Source organism: Nonomuraea antimicrobica, assembly GCF_039536965.1.
Taxonomy (GTDB): Bacteria; Actinomycetota; Actinomycetes; order Streptosporangiales; family Streptosporangiaceae; genus Nonomuraea; species Nonomuraea antimicrobica.
Genome location: NZ_BAAAZP010000078.1, coordinates 24,332 through 40,848, shown reverse-complemented (window position 1 = coordinate 40,848; position 16,517 = coordinate 24,332). Strand labels below are relative to the sequence as shown.

15 protein-coding genes are annotated in these 16,517 nt (G+C 70.0%); 5 read left to right on the top strand and 10 right to left on the bottom strand.

All coding sequences use genetic code 11. The annotated features are described in order from the left end of the window. Window positions 1–33: 33 nt before the first annotated feature. Genes ABD844_RS20710 through ABD844_RS20695 form a run of 4 tightly spaced genes read right to left on the bottom strand, consistent with a single transcriptional unit; the run spans window position 34 to window position 4,413 of the window. On the bottom strand, window positions 34–1,257 hold the full coding sequence (locus ABD844_RS20710) for an acyl-CoA dehydrogenase family protein (RefSeq protein ID WP_344880075.1): 1,224 nt from the start codon (window positions 1,255–1,257) through the stop codon (window positions 34–36). 29 nt (window positions 1,258–1,286) lie between these two features. Further along, on the bottom strand, window positions 1,287–2,456 hold the full coding sequence (locus ABD844_RS20705; protein ID WP_344880072.1) for a Gfo/Idh/MocA family protein: 1,170 nt from the start codon (window positions 2,454–2,456) through the stop codon (window positions 1,287–1,289). Further along, complete coding sequence (locus tag ABD844_RS20700) at window positions 2,456–3,523, bottom strand: mandelate racemase/muconate lactonizing enzyme family protein (RefSeq protein WP_344880069.1); 1,068 nt, start codon at window positions 3,521–3,523, stop codon at window positions 2,456–2,458. The genes ABD844_RS20705 and ABD844_RS20700 overlap by 1 nt, the downstream gene beginning before the upstream one ends. Then, on the bottom strand, window positions 3,520–4,413 hold the full coding sequence (locus ABD844_RS20695) for an NAD-dependent epimerase/dehydratase family protein (protein WP_344880066.1): 894 nt from the start codon (window positions 4,411–4,413) through the stop codon (window positions 3,520–3,522). The genes ABD844_RS20700 and ABD844_RS20695 overlap by 4 nt, the downstream gene beginning before the upstream one ends. 204 nt (window positions 4,414–4,617) lie before the next feature. Here ABD844_RS20695 and ABD844_RS20690 point away from each other — a divergent pair, with 204 nt between their 5' ends. The 5 genes from ABD844_RS20690 to ABD844_RS20670 all read left to right on the top strand — a co-directional run bounded on the left by ABD844_RS20690 (window position 4,618) and on the right by ABD844_RS20670 (window position 10,200). After that, the gene (locus tag ABD844_RS20690; protein WP_344880063.1) at window positions 4,618–5,571 is read left to right on the top strand and encodes a LacI family DNA-binding transcriptional regulator; all 954 of its coding nucleotides are present in this window, start codon (window positions 4,618–4,620) and stop codon (window positions 5,569–5,571) included. Window positions 5,572–5,766: 195 nt separating this feature from the next. After that, complete coding sequence (locus tag ABD844_RS20685) at window positions 5,767–6,732, top strand: carbohydrate ABC transporter permease (RefSeq protein ID WP_344880060.1); 966 nt, start codon at window positions 5,767–5,769, stop codon at window positions 6,730–6,732. Next, window positions 6,716–7,582 carry a carbohydrate ABC transporter permease gene (locus ABD844_RS20680; protein ID WP_344880057.1) on the top strand — a complete coding sequence of 289 codons (867 nt, stop codon included), beginning with the start codon at window positions 6,716–6,718 and terminating at the stop codon, window positions 7,580–7,582. Before ABD844_RS20685 ends, ABD844_RS20680 begins: the two co-directional genes overlap by 17 nt. Before the next feature lie 45 nt (window positions 7,583–7,627). Further along, window positions 7,628–8,911: an ABC transporter substrate-binding protein gene (locus ABD844_RS20675; RefSeq protein WP_344880055.1), complete on the top strand. Its 1,284-nt coding sequence runs from the start codon at window positions 7,628–7,630 to the stop codon at window positions 8,909–8,911. Window positions 8,912–8,919: 8 nt separating this feature from the next. Then, window positions 8,920–10,200 (top strand): Gfo/Idh/MocA family protein, encoded by a 1,281-nt coding sequence (locus ABD844_RS20670; RefSeq protein ID WP_344880052.1) that lies wholly within the window; start codon window positions 8,920–8,922, stop codon window positions 10,198–10,200. Between the two features lie 99 nt (window positions 10,201–10,299). On the opposite strand, the gene ABD844_RS20665 is transcribed toward ABD844_RS20670, so the two are convergent. The 6 genes from ABD844_RS20665 to ABD844_RS20640 are packed head-to-tail and all read right to left on the bottom strand — an operon-like array spanning window position 10,300 to window position 16,436. Further along, the gene (locus ABD844_RS20665) at window positions 10,300–12,084 is read right to left on the bottom strand and encodes an ABC transporter substrate-binding protein (protein WP_344880049.1); all 1,785 of its coding nucleotides are present in this window, start codon (window positions 12,082–12,084) and stop codon (window positions 10,300–10,302) included. Window positions 12,085–12,103: 19 nt separating this feature from the next. Next, window positions 12,104–12,379, bottom strand: coding sequence for a DUF2160 domain-containing protein (locus ABD844_RS20660; RefSeq protein WP_344880046.1), 276 nt, complete (start codon window positions 12,377–12,379; stop codon window positions 12,104–12,106). A 3-nt stretch (window positions 12,380–12,382) separates the two neighbouring features. After that, window positions 12,383–13,216: a carbohydrate ABC transporter permease gene (locus ABD844_RS20655; RefSeq protein WP_425568619.1), complete on the bottom strand. Its 834-nt coding sequence runs from the start codon at window positions 13,214–13,216 to the stop codon at window positions 12,383–12,385. A 4-nt stretch (window positions 13,217–13,220) separates the two neighbouring features. Next, entirely contained in the window at window positions 13,221–14,150 is a 930-nt protein-coding gene (locus ABD844_RS20650; protein WP_344880043.1) for a carbohydrate ABC transporter permease, read from the bottom strand. After that, the gene (locus ABD844_RS20645) at window positions 14,147–15,259 is read right to left on the bottom strand and encodes an ABC transporter ATP-binding protein (RefSeq protein ID WP_344880040.1); all 1,113 of its coding nucleotides are present in this window, start codon (window positions 15,257–15,259) and stop codon (window positions 14,147–14,149) included. Before ABD844_RS20645 ends, ABD844_RS20650 begins: the two co-directional genes overlap by 4 nt. Then, a complete protein-coding gene (locus ABD844_RS20640) occupies window positions 15,252–16,436 on the bottom strand; it encodes an ABC transporter ATP-binding protein (RefSeq protein WP_344880037.1) in 1,185 nt (394 codons plus the stop codon). The genes ABD844_RS20645 and ABD844_RS20640 overlap by 8 nt, the downstream gene beginning before the upstream one ends. Window positions 16,437–16,517: the final 81 nt, after the last annotated feature.

Here is a 16,517-nt window from a genome sequence, read left to right as displayed (position 1 = left end):
GGACCCCTCCGCGAATGGCGCCGTTCGTCAGTTCTACAGGGGAAGGCCGCCGGTGGCGGAACTGGTGCTGCCGGTCGCCCGGTAGGCGGCGATCGTACGTTCCGCGATGCGCATCTGGTGGATCTCGTCGGCGCCGTCCGCGAAGCGGGCCCAGCGGGCGTGCTGGAACATGCTCGCCAGCGGCGTGTCCGTCGAGTAGCCGAGTGCCCCGTGCACCTGGATGGCGCGGTCCACGATGCGGTTGAGGCTGTTGGCCACGAAGTGCTTGGCCATCGACACCTCCGTACGGAAGTCCTCGCCCCGGTCGATCTTGGAGGCGGCGTGCAGCACCATCAGCTTGCACTGGTACAGCTCCATGGCCGAGTCGGCGATCAGCCACTGGATGCCCTGCTTCTCGGCCAGCAGCGAGCCGTGGCTGTAGCGCTTGAGCGCGCGGTCGACCATCATGTCCAGGGCCGTCTCCGCCTGTGAGATCCAGCGCATGCAGTGGGCCAGCCGGGCCGGGCCGAGGCGGTACTGCCCCAGCCGGTGGCCGTTGCCGCGGCCCCCGAGCACGGCGCTGTCCGGCACCCGCAGGTCCTCGATGACGATCTCGCTGTGGCCGGTGGAGCCGTGCATGGTCGCCACCTCGCGTACGTCGTTCCACCCGGGGGCGGGCAGGTCGACGAGGAAGGCGGTGTTGGCGCCCCGTGAGCCCTCGGGCACGTCCTGCTCCGTCCGGGCGATGAGGATGGCGAAGCTCGCCCGGCGGGCGTTGGAGATGAACCACTTGTGCCCGTTGATGACCCACTCGTCGCCGTCCTGGACCGCCTCCGTACGGATGAGGGTGGGGTCGGAGCCGGCCACCTCCGGCTCGGTCATGGCGAAGCAGGACATCTGCGTGCCGTCGAGCAGCGGCCGCAGGTACTTCTCCTTCTGCTCGTCCGTCGCCCAGTGCAGCAAGGTGTGCATGTTGCCCTCGTCGGGGGCCTGGCAGTTGAGCACCCACGGGCCGATGCGCGTCTTGGCCGCCTCCGACTGCACCATGGCCAGCTCCACGTGTCCCAGGCCCATGCCGCCCCACTCCTTCGGCATGTGGGGCAGCCACAGGCCCTGCGCCCTGGCGAGGGAGCGCAGGTGGAAGATCGTACGGAGGTAGGCGTCGCGATCGCCCTCCGCCAGGTCCTCCATGGCGGGGACGACCGTGTCCCGGATGAAGGCGCGGACCCGTTCGCGGATCTCCTCGTGCTCGGGGGCGAGGGTGAAGTCGATGGCCATGCCGGTGGTTCTCCTTCAGGAGAGCGATTTCACCGATCGTAGCGGTGGCCACCCTCGACGAGGAGGGCGCGGCGGGGCCGTCGGGCCCACGGGGCGCCCAGCTCGGAGTAGAGCGCCAGCTCCGCCGCGCAGCGGTCGGTCAGCTCGACCACCCCCGGCAGCACCCGGCTCACGACCTCGCCCGCCGCGTCCCGCCGCAGGAGCTGGTGGTGCTCGGGGATCGGCACCGGTTCATGGGCCAGCCGCACCGCGTCCACCACCTGGGTGAACCGCTCGGTGGCCGCGAGCGGCGCCAGCAGGTCGGTGCCCGTGCGTACGTGGTCGACGAGGTTCTCCAGCAGCCCCGCGCGCTCGTGCACGGTCGTCGTGACCGGCCCGCCCGCGAGCTGCACCTCGAGCCGGTCGCGGGTGTAACCGAGCGTGGCCCGGCCCCGGTCGCCGTGCACCACCAGGTACGGCTCATGCCGCGGGCTCCGCTCGGGCGCGCACAACGTCACCGCGATCGTGATCACCTGCCCGCCGCCGAGCCGGATCCGTACGCAGGACGTGTCGTCCGACTCGATCGGATGGGCGTGGTACAGCTCGGTCTCGATCTCCTCGATCGGCCCGTCGGCCAGCGCGAGCGCGGTCGCGACGGCGTGCGCGAACGGGTTGGTCAGGGCGCCGTCCATCACGTCCACGCCGTCCAGCCGCCGCCTGCCCGCCCACGGGGAGCGGGTGAAGTACGCCGGGCTCCGGTCCCAGGCGCCCGCGCCGCCGATGCCGCGTACCCGGCCGAGCGTGCCGTCCGCGATCAGCCGCCGCAGCGCGGGGACGGCCGCCGAGCCCAGCGACTGGAAGCCGACCTGGCAGGCCAGCCCGGTCTCCGCCACCGCGGCGGCGATCCTGCGCTGCTCCCGCAGGCTGGGCGCGGGCGGCTTCTCCAGCAGCACGTGCGAACCGGCGCGCAGCGCGGCCACGGCCAGGTCGGCGTGCGTGTTGATCGGTGTGCTGACGATCGTGAGCCGCGCGCCGGTCTTCCCGATCAGCCCGGCCAGGTCCGGCGACTGCGCGGGCGCGGCGAAGTCCACCTCCACCGGCCGCAGGTCGCAGATCCCGGCCAGCTCGACCACGCCACGCCCGGCCAGCCCGCGCAGGACGTCCAGGTGGTGGCGGCCGTGCCCCTCGGCCCCGGCCAGGACGACCTTCACCGGCGCCATCACGCCCACCTCAGCCCGAGCCCGGCGTGCCCGCCCGCGCGCAGCACGCCGTCGGAGACCTCCACCGGGTACGGCTCGGCCAGCAGGCCCAGCCGGGCGAAGGAGGCGTCCTCCACGTCCTCCACCATGCCCGGCAGCGGCAGGCACAGGGCCAGTTGCCCCGACACCTCCCTCAGCAGGTGCGGATGGACCGGTACGCCGTACGTCCTGGCCAGCTCCGCGATCCGCAGGAACGGCGTGATCCCGCCCACCCGCACCACGTTCGGCTGCACCACGTCGCAGGCCCCCGCCGCCAGCAGGTCGCGGAAGCCGTAGGCGGTGTAGACGTTCTCGCCCACCGCGACCGGCACGTCGACGGAGCGGCGCAGCTCCACGTGCCCGGCCACGTCGTCGGCCGGCAGCGGCTCCTCGATCCAGTGCGGGCCGAACTCCCGCAGCGCGGCCAGCGCCCGGCGGGCCCGGTGCAGGTCCCAGCGCTGGTTGGCGTCGAGCATCAGCAGCCGGTCGGGGCCGATCACCTCGCGTACGGCCGCGACCCTGGTGACGTCCTCGGCCAGGTCGGGGCGGCCCACCTTGATCTTGACGCCCCGGTGTCCGGCCGCCACCCAGCGCCGGGCCTGCCCGACCAGCTCGTCCAGCGGGTAGTGCAGGTTGACGCCGCTGCCGTAGACGGGCACCTCGTCGCGCCGCCGTCCCAGGACGTCGGTCAGGGCGTCGCCGCCGCAGCGCAGGTCCCACAGCGCCAGGTCGACGCCGGCCAGCGCGATCGTGGTGATCCCGCCGGGCCCTGCCTCGCGCAGGTGCCGCCACAGCCGGTCCCACACCACCTCGGGATGGGCGGGCAGCCCGGCCAGGGCCGCGCGCAGGTCATGGTCGAGCAGCGCCTTGACGGCGTGCGCGCCGATCTGCGGCGTCCACGCGAACCCGGTGCCGGTGCGCCCGTCCTCCAGCGTGACGTGGGTGACGATCACGTGGTTGGCGGGCACGTCCTCGCCCCAGGGGCGCGGCAGCGGCACCGTACGCAGCTCCGTACGCAGGCCCGCGACCGGCGAGCCGCCCGCCCTCACGCGGTCACGTCCTTCAGCTCGGTACGCCAGGTGCGCTTCGGCCGCCAGCCGAGCAGTCTGCCGGCCTTGGCGACGGAGAAGGCGGGGGTGGTGCCGGTGAGCCCGGAGGCGAGGGCCTCGGTGCCGGGCACGACCTGGGGCAGCAGGTCGGCAAGCGGCTTGCGGGCCAGCGCGTCGGCCGCGCCGGCGAAGAAGACCTCGCCGTTCGGCAGCTCGGGCAGCGCCTCGGTGAGCACGGCGATCATCTCGGCGGCGTCGCGGGAGTCGATGTAGTTGAACAGCGACACCCCGCCCAGCTCCGGCCGGTCCAGCCGATCGCGTACGGTGTGGCCGGTCTGCGTGGGCGCGCCCGCCCACTCCTCCGGCGGGATCACGAAGCACGGCCGTACCGCGGCCAGCCTCGTGCGCCCCGCCACGGCGAACGCCCGCATCGTCTGCTCGGCGGTCGCCTTGGACAGGTTGTAGGCGTTCCAGGGGCGCAGCGGGTGCTCCTCGTCGATCGGCAGGTACGCCGGTAACCAGCCGCCGGGGGCGCCGTACCCCAAGACGGTGGGGCTGCTGGCCACCACCACCCCCGCCACGCCCAGGGCCACCGCCGCCTCGCACACGTTGAACGCGAGCCGCGTGTTGACCTTGAAGATGACCGACTCCTGGAGGCTGAACGGGGTCGCGATCGCGGCCAGATGGATCACCGACTCGGGCCGGAACCTGGCGATCACCTCGAACGCCTCGCCGGTGTCGGTGAGGTCGGCCGGTGCCGTCGCGGCGGCCTCCGCCGGTGTGCCTGGGGCGCGGTCGACGCCGATGACCTCGTGCCCGGCCGCCGCGAGCGTGCTGACCACGCTGCGGCCGAGGCGTCCCGCGCTTCCGGTGACGAGGACTCTGCTCACCGTGGAGGGCTCCTTCAAGATTGCAAACAGTTGCATCAAACCTATGTCTCAGAAGAGGCGAAGCGTCAAGAGGTGATTTCGGCACCTGCCGTCGACGTCGCGATAGCCCGGCGTCTAGCTGGGGCTTCCTTGTGCCGATCCGGCCAGGAGCCGGTTTCCTGCTCGAAAACCGTCATGCAAGCGGTTGCGATAGGCTGGATGATCGTGACGGTGACGATTCGCGATGTGGCCAGGGCGTCGGGCGTGCACGTGTCCACGGTGTCCCGGACGTTCTCCGCCCCGCACCTGGTCAACGCCGCCACCCGCACGAGGGTGCTGAGCGTGGCCGAGGAGCTGGGCTACCGGCCCAACCGGGCGGCCAGGGCGCTCACCACCGGGCGCACCCACAACCTCGGGCTGATCGTGGCCGACCTCGCCAACCCGTTCTTCCCGCCGTTGATCAAGGCCGCGCACGCGGCGGCCAGGCAGCGCGACTACCACCTCTTCGTGGCCGACACCGACGAGGAGCCGGCCGCGGAGGAGGAGTTGGCGCTGGCGTTCTCCAAGCAGGTGGACGGCCTGGTGCTGTGCAGCCCGCGCTCGTCGGGCAGGACGCTGGAGCGGCTGGCCGAGCGGGTGCCGGTCGTGGTGGTCAACCGGCGGCTGCGCGGCGTGCCCACCGTGCTGATGGACGTCGGCCACGGGGCCGGGCTCGCGGTCGAGCACCTGGCCGGGCTCGGGCACACGCGCGTCGCGCTGGTGTCGGGGCCCGCGGGCTCGTGGACGAGCGACGAGATCCGTACGGCCGCCGGCCAGGTGCCCGGCGTCGAGGTCGTGGTCGTCGGCCCCAACGCGCCCACCGAGCGCGGCGGCCACGCGGCGGCGGCCCGGGTGCGCGACTCGGGTGCGACCGGCGTGCTGGCCTACAACGACCTGGTGGCCATCGGTCTCATCGAGGGCCTGGGCGAGCTGGGGCTGAGCGTGCCGCAGGACGTCAGCGTGGTGGGGATCGACGACATCGTCCCCGGCCGGCTGAGCCGCCCCAAGCTCACCACGGTCGCCATGCCCACGGCCGCGGCGGGTCGCCTGGCGGTCGATCTGCTCATCCAAGGGGTGAGCGCCACCACTTCGCTGGAGACCCGCCTGGTCATCAGGGACTCCACCGCCGCTCCACGCTAGTGGTCGCATCTGCAAACGGTTGTACTGAAGCGCAGTTTTATTCATCCGACGTATCGAGCGATCAAGCGTGTTAGCTGGGATAATGCTGTGGCGATATATCGATAACAGCGATGTAACGCCTGCAAAGGGTTGACGCAACTTCACTGTCAGCTATAGGAAAGCGCTATCCGTTCACTTCTCGCCGGAGGGTCCGTGATGGCTGAAGTTTCGGTGGCGGTGAAACCCCGGCGCGCGGTGCCCGGCCGGCCCGTACGCGGCGGTCCCCGCGCCACGAGACGATCGCGCCGGGAGGCGCGGGCGGCGTACCTCTTCCTGGCTCCCTGGTTCGCCGGTCTGCTCGTCATCACGATCGGCCCGATCGTGGCCTCGCTCTACCTGTCGTTCACCGACTACAGCCTCCTGGAGGAGGCCAGGTGGGTCGGGTTCGACAACTACGTCAGGATGTTCACCGAGGACTCGAGGTTCCTGTCGTCGCTGAAGGTGACCACGGTCTACGTGGTCGTCTCGGTGCCGCTGCAACTGGCCTTCGCGCTCGCGCTGGCCCTGGTGCTCGACCGGGGGCTGCGCGGCCTGTCGATCTACCGCTCGATCTTCTACCTGCCCTCCCTGCTGGGCGGCAGCGTCGCGATCGCGATCCTGTGGCGCAAGGTCTTCGGCGCGGACGGCCTGGTGAACGCGGTGCTGTCGGTCTTCGGCATCCAGGGCCCCGGCTGGGTGGGCGATCCGGACACCGCGCTCGGCACGCTGATCCTCCTGCACGTGTGGACGTTCGGCGCCCCGATGATCATCTTCCTGGCCGGGCTCCGCCAGATCCCCGCCAGCTACTACGAGGCCGCCGCGGTCGACGGGGCCGGGCCGCTGCGCCAGTTCAGGTCGATCACGGTGCCGCTGCTCACGCCGATCATCTTCTTCAACCTGGTGCTGGAGCTCATCAAGTCGTTCCAGTCGTTCACGCAGGCGTTCATCGTCAGCGGCGGCAAGGGCGGCCCCGCCGACTCCACGCTGTTCTACACGCTCTACCTCTACCTGCAGGGGTTCAAGAACTACGACATGGGCTACGCCGCCGCGATGGCGTGGGTCCTGCTGCTGATCATCGCCGGGCTGACCGGGGTGAACTTCCTCGCTTCCAAGTATTGGGTCTTCTATGGCGACACGAAGTAGGCCGATCCCGGCGCTGTTCCGCCCGCTCAGGGGCGGGCGCGTGGTCAGGCACGTCCTGCTGATCGGCTTCGGCCTGGTCATGCTCTACCCGCTGCTCTGGATGATCTCCAGCTCGCTGAAGCCGGAGGAGCTGATCTTCCGGCAGCCCGGTCTGTGGCCCGGGGAGGTCACGCTGGAGAACTACACCGAGGGCTGGTACGCGCTCAAGCACCCCTTCGGCTACTACCTGTGGAACTCCGCGGTGGTCACCGGCCTGTCGGTGGTGGCCAACCTGGTGGCCTGCTCGCTGGCCGCGTACGCGTTCGCCCGGCTGGACTTCCCGCTGAAGCGGCTGTGGTTCGCGATCATGCTGGGCACGATCATGCTGCCGCACCACGTGACGATCGTGCCGCAGTACATCATGTTCTCCGAACTCGACCTGATCAACACGATCTGGCCGCTGGTCATGCCCAAGGTGCTGGCCACCGACGCGTTCTTCGTCTTCCTCATGGTGCAGTTCATCCGTACGCTGCCGCGGGAGCTGGACGAGGCGGCCGAGATCGACGGGGCCGGCTACTGGCGCATCTTCGTCAGGGTCGTCATGCCGCTGTGCCTGCCGGCGCTGGCCACGACCGCGATCTTCACGTTCATCTGGACCTGGAACGACTTCCTCAGCCAGCTCCTTTACCTCAACAATCCCGACAACTTCACCGTGACCGTGGCGCTGCGTACCTTCCTGGACGCGAGCAGCGACTCGTCGTGGGGCCCGATGTTCGCCATGTCGATCGTCGCGCTCGGCCCCATCTTCGGGTTCTTCCTGGCCGGCCAGAAGTACCTGATCCGTGGTGTGGCGACCACGGGCCTGAAGTAGCTCCTCCACCCCCCAACAGAGCAGAACATCCAAGGAGGTAGAGCCGTGAGCTCTGGCAAGAAGACGTGGTCGGCGACCCTGCTCGCCACCACGGTGCTGGTGGTCACCGCGGCCTGCGGCGGCGCGGGCGGCGGCGAGGGCGCCGACGGGACGGTCAAACTGCGCTTCGCCTACTGGGGCAGCGACGCCAGGCAGAAGATGACCGAGGAGGCGATCAAGAAGTTCGAGGCCAAGAACCCGGGCGTCGACGTCGAGGGCGAGTTCTCCGACTGGGCCAGCTACTACGAGACGCTGTCCACCAAGGTCGCCGGCAGCGACGCGCCGGACGTCATCAGCCTGGAGATCCGCGGCCTGCGCGAGTACGCCGACCGCGGCACCCTGGCCGACCTGGCCGGCAAGGTCGACACCGCCGACCTCGACGCCAAGGTGCTGGCCACCGGCGCCATCGACGGCAAGCAGTTCGCCGTCCCCACCGGGGTCAACGCCTTCTCGCTGCTCGTGAACCCGGCCCTGGTCGAGCGGTCGAAGGCCGAGCTGCCCGACGACACCCAGTGGACGTGGGACGACTACGTCGAGCTCGCCGCCCGGATCACCTCGGGCAGCGGCGGCGAGGTCACCGGCACCCAGCTCAGTTGGAACCCCGCGTACCTGCAGATCTACGCCACGCAGAAGGGCGAGCCGTTCTACGAGGGAAACAGGCTCGGCCTGTCGCCGGAGACTGTCAAGGAATGGTGGGCGATCATGCAGAACCTGATCAGGACCAAGGGCGCCCCCGACGCCGCCAAGAGCTCCGAGATCGGCGCGACCAGCATCGACCAGTCGCTGCTCGGCACCAACTCCGGCGCGATGGGCATGTGGTGGAGCAACCAGCTCGGCGCCGCCGCCAAGGCGTCCGGCGGGCAGCTCGACCTGCTGCGGATGCCGAAGCTCAGCGGGGCCGCGAGCGGCGGCATGTTCCTGCAACCGGCCATGTTCTACAGCGCCTCGTCCACGACGGGGCACGCGGCCGAGGCCGCCGCGTTCATCGACTTCATGATCAACGACCCCGAGGCGGGCCAGATCATCCTCAGCGACCGCGGCCTGCCCGCCAGCTCGAAGGTGCTCGCGGCGGTACGCGACAAGCTGCCCGAGGCGGACAAGAAGACGCTGGCCTTCCTCGACGAGACCAAGGGCGAGCTGACCGACCCGCCCGCCGCCCCGCCGAAGGGCGCCAGCGCCATGGAGGACATTCTCACGCGGTATTCGGAGGAGGTCATGTTCGGCCGGATGACCCCCGACGACGCCGCCCAGAAGTTCATCACGGAGGCCAACGCCTCCATCGCGGGCTGAGGAGAAACATGAGGTACGCGTTCGTCGGGCTCGGGCACCGCGCGCAGATGTACGTCGACGCGCTGCTCGGGGAGTGGAGCGACGCCGGCACCATCGCCGCCCTGTGCGACACCAACCGGACCCGCATGAACTACTACGCGGACCGGATCGGCGGGCAGGTGCCGTGCTTCGCGCCCGAGGAGTTCGACCGGGTGCTCGGGCTCGCCGACGCGGTCATCGTCACGACCGTCGACGCCACGCACGCCACGTACGTGTGCGCCGCGCTCGACGCCGGTCGCGACGTCGTCGTGGAGAAGCCGCTCACGATCGACGCCGACGGCTGCGCGGCCATCGCCGAGGCGGCCGAGCGCAGCACCGGCAAGCTGATCGTGACCTTCAACTACCGGTACTCGCCGCGCAACTCCGCCGTACGCCGCCTGCTCATGGACGGCGCCATCGGCGAGGTGACGTCGGTGCACTTCGAGTGGACGCTCGACACCATCCACGGCGCCGACTACTTCCGCCGCTGGCACCGCGACCGGGCCAACTCCGGCGGGCTGCTCGTGCACAAGTCCACCCACCACTTCGACCTGGTCAACTGGTGGCTGGGCGCGGCGCCCGAACTCGTCTTCGCCCAGACCGACCTGCGCTTCTACGGCGCCGAGAACGCCAGGAAGCGCGGCCTGGCCGACCGGCCCGAGCGCGCGCACGGCGCCCCCGGGCTGGGCACGGACCCGTTCCTGCTGGACCTCTCCGCCGACGAACGGCTCAGCCGCCTCTACCTGGACGCCGAGCACGAGGACGGCTACCACCGCGACCAGGACGTCTTCGGCGACGGCATCACCATCGACGACAACATGTCGGTCATGGTCCGCTACGACAACCGCGCCGTGATGACCTACTCCCTGCACGCCCACGCCCCCTGGGAGGGCTACCGGGTGGCCTTCAACGGCACGGCCGGGCGGCTGGAGCTGGACGTGGTCGAACGGGACTGGACGCCCGTACACGCCGCCATCGACCCGAGCGCCGCGTCCAGGAAGCACGCCACCGGCTCGTCGGAGCGGCTCACGCTGCACCGGCACTGGAGCCGGCCGGAGGAGGTGCCCATCGAAACAGGGGCCGGTGGGCACGGCGGCGGCGACCGGCTGCTGCTCGACGACGTCTTCCGCGGGCCGGGCACCGACCCCCTGGCCCGCCAGGCCGGCTACCGCGACGGCATCCGCAGCGTACTGACCGGCCACGCGGCCAACCTCTCCGCCAGCACCGGCACCCCCGTCCACCTGACGGACAACGGCACCCGCGTCCGCTGACCGGGCCGGGCCCGCCGACCTGTGCCGCGCGGCTTCGAGACGGGCGGGCGCGTGATGGGATGGCCGCCGCCCGTCTCGTCGCGGGCGGCGGTCAGTGGCTCAGTTTCCCTGTTTCCAGGTGGCGATCAGCTGGTCGTAGTCGACCGTCTCCGGCTTGCCGCGTTCGTCGGCCAGTTTCGGTGCGGGGGCGCCCGGCTGGTCGTACCAGTACTGGGCCGGGCGTTCCGGGTTCAGCTTGGGCGCGCACTGGCCGCCGTAGCCCTGGCGTTCGCGGGAGAGCCGTTCCAGCCGGGACAGGATGTCGTCCTGCTGCCTGGCCAGGTTGTCCATCGACTGTTGCGGGGTGGTCTCGCCGGTCACGGCGGTGGCCACGTTCTGCCACCAGAGCTGGGCCAGCTTCGGGTAGTCGGGCACGTTGGTCCCGGTGGGGGTCCACTGCTTGCGGGCCGGCGAGCCGTAGAACTCGATGAGGCCGCCGTAGTTCTTCGCGTTGTCGGAGAAGTACTCGCTCCTGATGTCGGAGTCGCGGATGAACGTCAGGCCGGTGATCGACTTCTTCAGCGACACCGTCTTCGAGGTGACGAACTGCGCGTACAGCCAGGCCGCGGCGCGGCGGTCCTGCGGCGTGCTCTTGAGCAGCGTCCAGGAGCCGGCGTCCTGGTAGCCCAGCTTGTTGCCGGTCTTCCAGTACGCGCCGTGCGGGCTCGGCGCGATGCGCCACTTGGGTGTGCCGTCAGCGTTGACGACCGGCAGGCCGGGCTTGGTCATGTCGGCCGTGAACGAGGTGTACCAGAAGATCTGTTGGGCGACGTCGCCTTGCGCGGGGACCGGGCCGGCCTCGCTGAAGTTCATGCCCGCGGCCTCGCGGGGGGCGTACTTCTTCAGCCAGTCGACGTACTTGGTGAGCGCGTAGACGGCGGCCGGGCCGTTGGTGTCGCCGCCGCGGGTGACCGACGAGCCGACCGGGCGGCAGTTCTCCACGCGGATGCCCCAGTCGTCCACCGGCAAGCCGTTGGGGATGCCGGGGTCGCCGTTGCCCGCCATGGACAGCCAGGCGTCGGTGAAGCGCCAGCCCAGCGACGGGTCCTTGCGGCCGTAGTCCATGTGGCCGTAGACCTTCTTGCCGTCGACGGTGCCGTTGCCGTTGACCCTGTTGGTGAAGAAGTCGGCGATGTCCTCGTAGGCCGCCCAGTTGACCGGTACGCCGAGGTCGTAGCCGTAGGCGTCCCTGAACTGCTTCTTGATCTCCGGGTCGGTGAACCAGTCGTAGCGGAACCAGTAGAGGTTGGCGAACTGCTGGTCGGGGAGCTGGTAGATCTTCTTGTCCGGGCCGGTGGTGAAGCTGATGCCGATGAAGTCGTTCAGGTCCAGGGTGGGCGAGGTGACGTTCTTGCCCTCGCCCGCCATGTAGTCCGACAGGGGCACGACGTAGTCGCCGCGCGAGTGGGTACCGATGAGGTCGGAGTCGTTGACGTAGGCGTCGTAGATGTTCTGGTTGCCCTGGATCTGGGTCTGGAGCTTCTCGACGACGTCGCCCTCCTGGATCAGGTCGTGCTTGATCCGGACCCCGGTGATCTCGGTGAACGCCTTGGCGAGCTGCTGTGACTCGTACTGGTGGGTGGTGATCGTCTCGGAGACCACGTTGATCTGCATGCCCCGGTACGGGGCCGCGGCCTTGATGAACCAGTCCATCTCCGCGAGCTGCTGATCCTTGCTCAGCGTGCTCGGCGTGAACTCCTCCGACACCCACCGCTGGGCCGCCGCCCTGCCGTCGGCCTCCTTGAAGTCGCTCGCCGGGCGCTGCGCGCTCTGTGTGCAGCCGGCCGCCACCAGGGCGAGCGCGGCCAGACCTGCGGCCAGGGACCTGCCTGCCCGATGCCTCATCGCTTTGGCTCCTCCTCTGTTAGCCCCATATGCCGATCACGACCGCCACGAGCACCGCGCAGCCGAGCGCGAGCCACATGGACAGGTCGGTGATTGCGATCCAGCCGGCCAGCACGACGGCGGCACTGATCAGGCCGATGTAGAGCCGATCGCCCCGATCGGTCTCGATGCGCAGGAAGCCTCGCCTGGCCACGGGAGGGGAGAGCCGGCCCCAGATCGCCATGACGACCAGGAGCACGGCCAGCCCGGCGAAGACCAGGGCCGTGGGTACGGTCCAGACCATCCACTCGAGCATCGGCTAGACCCTTCCCAGGGCGAAGCCCTTGGCGATGTAGTTGCGTACGAACCAGATGACGACCGCGCCGGGGACGATGGTGAGCACTCCCGCCGTGGCCAGCAGCCCCCAGTCCACGCCCGCCGCGCTGACCGTCCTGGTCATCGTGGCGGCGATGGGCTTGGCGTCGACCGAGGTGATCGTGCGCGCGATCAGCAGCTCGACCCAACTGAACATGAAGCAGAAGAACAGCGTGACGCCGATCGCGGACCGGATCATCGGCAGGAAGATCCGGATGAAGAACCGCGGCAGCGAATAACCGTCGACGGCCGCGGTCTCGTCGATCTCGCGGGGAATCCCGGACATGAACCCCTCCAGGATCCAGACCGCGAGCGGCACGTTGAACAGCATGTGCGCGATGGCCACGCCGAGGTGCGTGTCGAACAGCCCGACGCTCTGGTAGATCTGGAAGAACGGCAGCAGGAACACCGCCGGCGGGGCCATGCGATTGGTCAGCAGCCAGAAGAACAGGTGTTTGTCCCCGGCGAACCGGAAACGCGAGAACGCGTACGCCGCGGGCAGCGCCACGACGAGCGACATCACGGCGTTCAGCGAGGTGTAGACGATGGAGTTCAGATAGCTGGAATACCACGCGGAGTCGGTGAAGAAGGTGGCGTAGTTGTCGAACGTCACCCGCTCGGGAATGAGAGAGAAACTGCCGAGGATGTCCTCGTTCGGGCGGATCGACATGCCGAACATCCACAGCAGCGGCAGCATGAGCGTGGCCACGTAGAGCCAGAAGACCGTACGCGCCCAGGGGAGCCGCCGGCCGAGGTGCCCGTCCGCCGTCACCGCCATGACCTCACCTCCCCGACCTGGTGAGCACGGTGAAGAAGACGTAGCAGAGGATCTGCACGATCAGGAAGTAGAGCAGCGAGAACGCCGCCGCCGGCCCCACGTCGAACTGGCCCACCGCGATCTTGGACAGCAGGATGCTGAGGAACGAGGTGGCGTTGCCGGGGCCGCCCCCGGTCACCACGAACGGCTCGGTGTAGATCATGAAGCTGTCCATGAACCTGAGCAGGATCGCGATCGTCAGCACCCCGCGCAGCCGGGGGAGCTGGACGTGCCGGAACGTGGCCCACGCCGAGGCCCCGTCGATCTGCGCGGCCTGGAAGTACGGCTCCGGGATCGACCGCAGCCCCGCGTACGCGAGCAGCGCCACCAGCGGAGTCCAGTGCCACACGTCCATGACCAGCACCGTGATCCAGGCGTCGGTCGAGTCGAGCGTGTAGTTGAAGTTGATCCCCAGCACGTTGTTGACCGTCCAGCCGCCCAGCCCGATGTCGCCGCGGGCGAAGATCTGCCAGATCGTGCCCACCACGTTCCATGGGATGAGCAGCGGTAACGCGACCAGCACCAGCGCCGCCGACACCCACACGCCGCGGCGCGGCATGACCGCCGCCAGCGCCACCCCCAGCGGGATCTCCAGCAGCAGCACCTGCGCCGAGAACAGCAGCGTGCGGACCAGCGCCGAGCGCACCTCCGGATCCCGGGAGATCGACCGGAACCACTCCAGCCCGACGAAGACCCGTTCGCTGGGGCTGAAGACGTCCTGCACGGAGAAGTTGACCACGGTCATCAGCGGGATCACGGCGGTGAACGCCACCGAGACGACCACCGGCAGCACCAGCCACCAGGCCCGGTTGTCCTTGCGCTTCAGCGCGGCGCGCGGCTCGTCGTCGGCCACCTCGGTGGTGGCGGCTGTGGTCGCGGTGGTCTGCTCGCTCACGGGCGGCCCCTTCCGTTCAGGGGCGCGAGTGAGCCGCATCTGACCTCGTCCCGGAACAGGAACGTGCGCTCGGCGGGGAAGTGCAGGAACGTGAGCGCTCCCGGCTCGTGGGAGGAGCCCGCCTCGGTCCTGGCGACCATCGGGTGCCCGCCGACGAGGGTGTGGACCAGGTCGTACGCGCCCATCCGGTCGACCCCGGTCACCCGGGCCGGCACACCGGGCGAGGCGTGCGCGCCGCCGATCCCGACGAACTCGGGCCGCACCCCGATCCGCACCGGCCCCGGCGGGAGCACGCCCTCGTCGCCGCCGGCTGGCACGACCGAGCCCACGTCGTCCTGTCCGACACGGACGACGTCGCCGACGATCTCGGCGGGCAGCACGTTCATGCCGGGCGAGCCGATGAAGTGGCCGACGAACTCGTGCGCCGGCGACAGGAACAACTCCGCGGGCTCGCCGGCCTGCACGATCTCCCCGTCGTTGAGCACGACCACCTCGTCCGCGAACGTCAGCGCCTCCGTCTGGTCGTGGGTGACGTAGATCAGCGTGTGGCCCGTGTCGCGGTGGATCTCCTTGAGCTTGCCGCGCAGCGTCCATTTCAGCGCCGGGTCCACCACGGTCAGCGGCTCGTCGAGCAGGACGGCCGCCACGTGCGGGCGGACCAGCCCGCGGCCCAGGCTGACGATCTGCTGACGGCCCGGGTCGAGCCGCCGCGACCTGCGGCGCAGCACCTGGTCGAGGCCGAGCAGCCGGGAGACCTCGCGGACGCGCCGGTCCACCTCGTCCTTGGGATACTTGCGGTTGCGGAGGGGGAAGGCCAGGTTGTCGTAGACGGACATCTCCTCGTACAGGACAGGGAACTGGAAGACCTGCGCGATCTCGCGGCCCGCGGTGGGCACGCCGGTGACGTCGCGGTCGTCGAGGAAGATCCGGCCGACGGTGGGGGTGAGCAGGCCGGAGATGATGTTCAGGAGCGTGGACTTGCCGCAGCCGCTGGGGCCGAGCAGCGCGTACGCACGGGAGCTGTGCCACGTCCACGTCGTCGGCTTGAGCGCCCACGTCCGGCCGCCGTCGTAGCTGTGGCCGACGCCTTCCAGCCGGATGTCAGCCATGCGGGTCCACCTCCGCGGCGCCGGTGGACGGGAGCCGGTCGCCGGTGGACGGGAGCCGGTCGCCGTCCTCGCCGAAGACGAAGACGTGCGCGGGGTCCACGTAGGCGACCGTGGTCTCGCCCGGGGTGAAGCGGCGGGTGCCGGGCAGTTGGGCGACCAGGTGGCGGCCGTCCTGGAGGAGCAGGTGCAGGAAGGTCGCGCTGCCGGTGACCTCGGCCACCCTGATCTCGGCGGGCAGCTCCAGCGCGCCGGGCCGGTCGCGGGTGATCGTCACCTGGTGGGGGCGCACGCCCACCAGGACGTCGCGGCCGGCGGCGCCCGCGGGGGGTACCGGGAACGAGGTGCCGAGCACCTCTGCGGAGGGCGCCGGGGACGACGTGCCGAGCACCTCTGCGGGGGGCATAGGGAACGACGTGCCGAGCACCTCGATCCGCCCGTCGCGTACGACGCCGGGCAGCAGGTTGAGCGGCGGGTCGCTGAGCGTGGCGGCCACGGTCAAGGTCGGCGGGCGGGCGTACATGTCGGCGGCGTCGCCCGTGTGCCGCACCCGTCCCTCGCCCAGGACCACGGTCGGAGCGGCGAACGTCAGCGCCTCGTTCGGGTCGGCGGTGGAGTAGAGCACCACGCCGGGGGAGTCGGCGAACATGGCCTTCAGGTCGGCGCGTAACTGCTCGCGCAGCTTGAAGTCGAGGTTGGCGAGAGGCTCGTCGAGCAGCAGCACGTCGACCGGGCGGGCCAGGGCGCGGGCGATCGCGGTGCGCTGCCGCTGCCCGCCCGACAACTCGGCGGGCCTGCGGTCGAGCAGCCTCGACAGGCCCATCAGCTCGGCCACCTCGCGCACCCGCCGGTCCACGCCGTCGCGCCGGTAGGCGGCGTCGAGGCGGAGGGGGGAGGCGATGTTCTCGTAGACGGTGAGCGACGGATAATTGATGAATTGCTGATAGACGAAGGCGACCGAACGTTTCCGCACCGAAATTCTGGTGACGTCTTTCCCGCCGACCACCACCCGCCCGCGATCCGGTGCCAGCAAACCGGCGGCGACGCGCATCAACGTCGTCTTTCCCGCCATCATCGGGCCGAGGAGGGTGGTCATTCCACGGGGAAATTCGAGGTTAATGTCGTCGAGCCAGGTCTCGCCACGCTGCCGTACGGAGATGCCGTCGAGAATCACCGTCACTGTGCCCGGTCCTCTCTGCTTACCTCCCTTCTAACATGATCTGAATGTGCCTGCAAAGAGTGATTTGATCTCCGTGAAGTC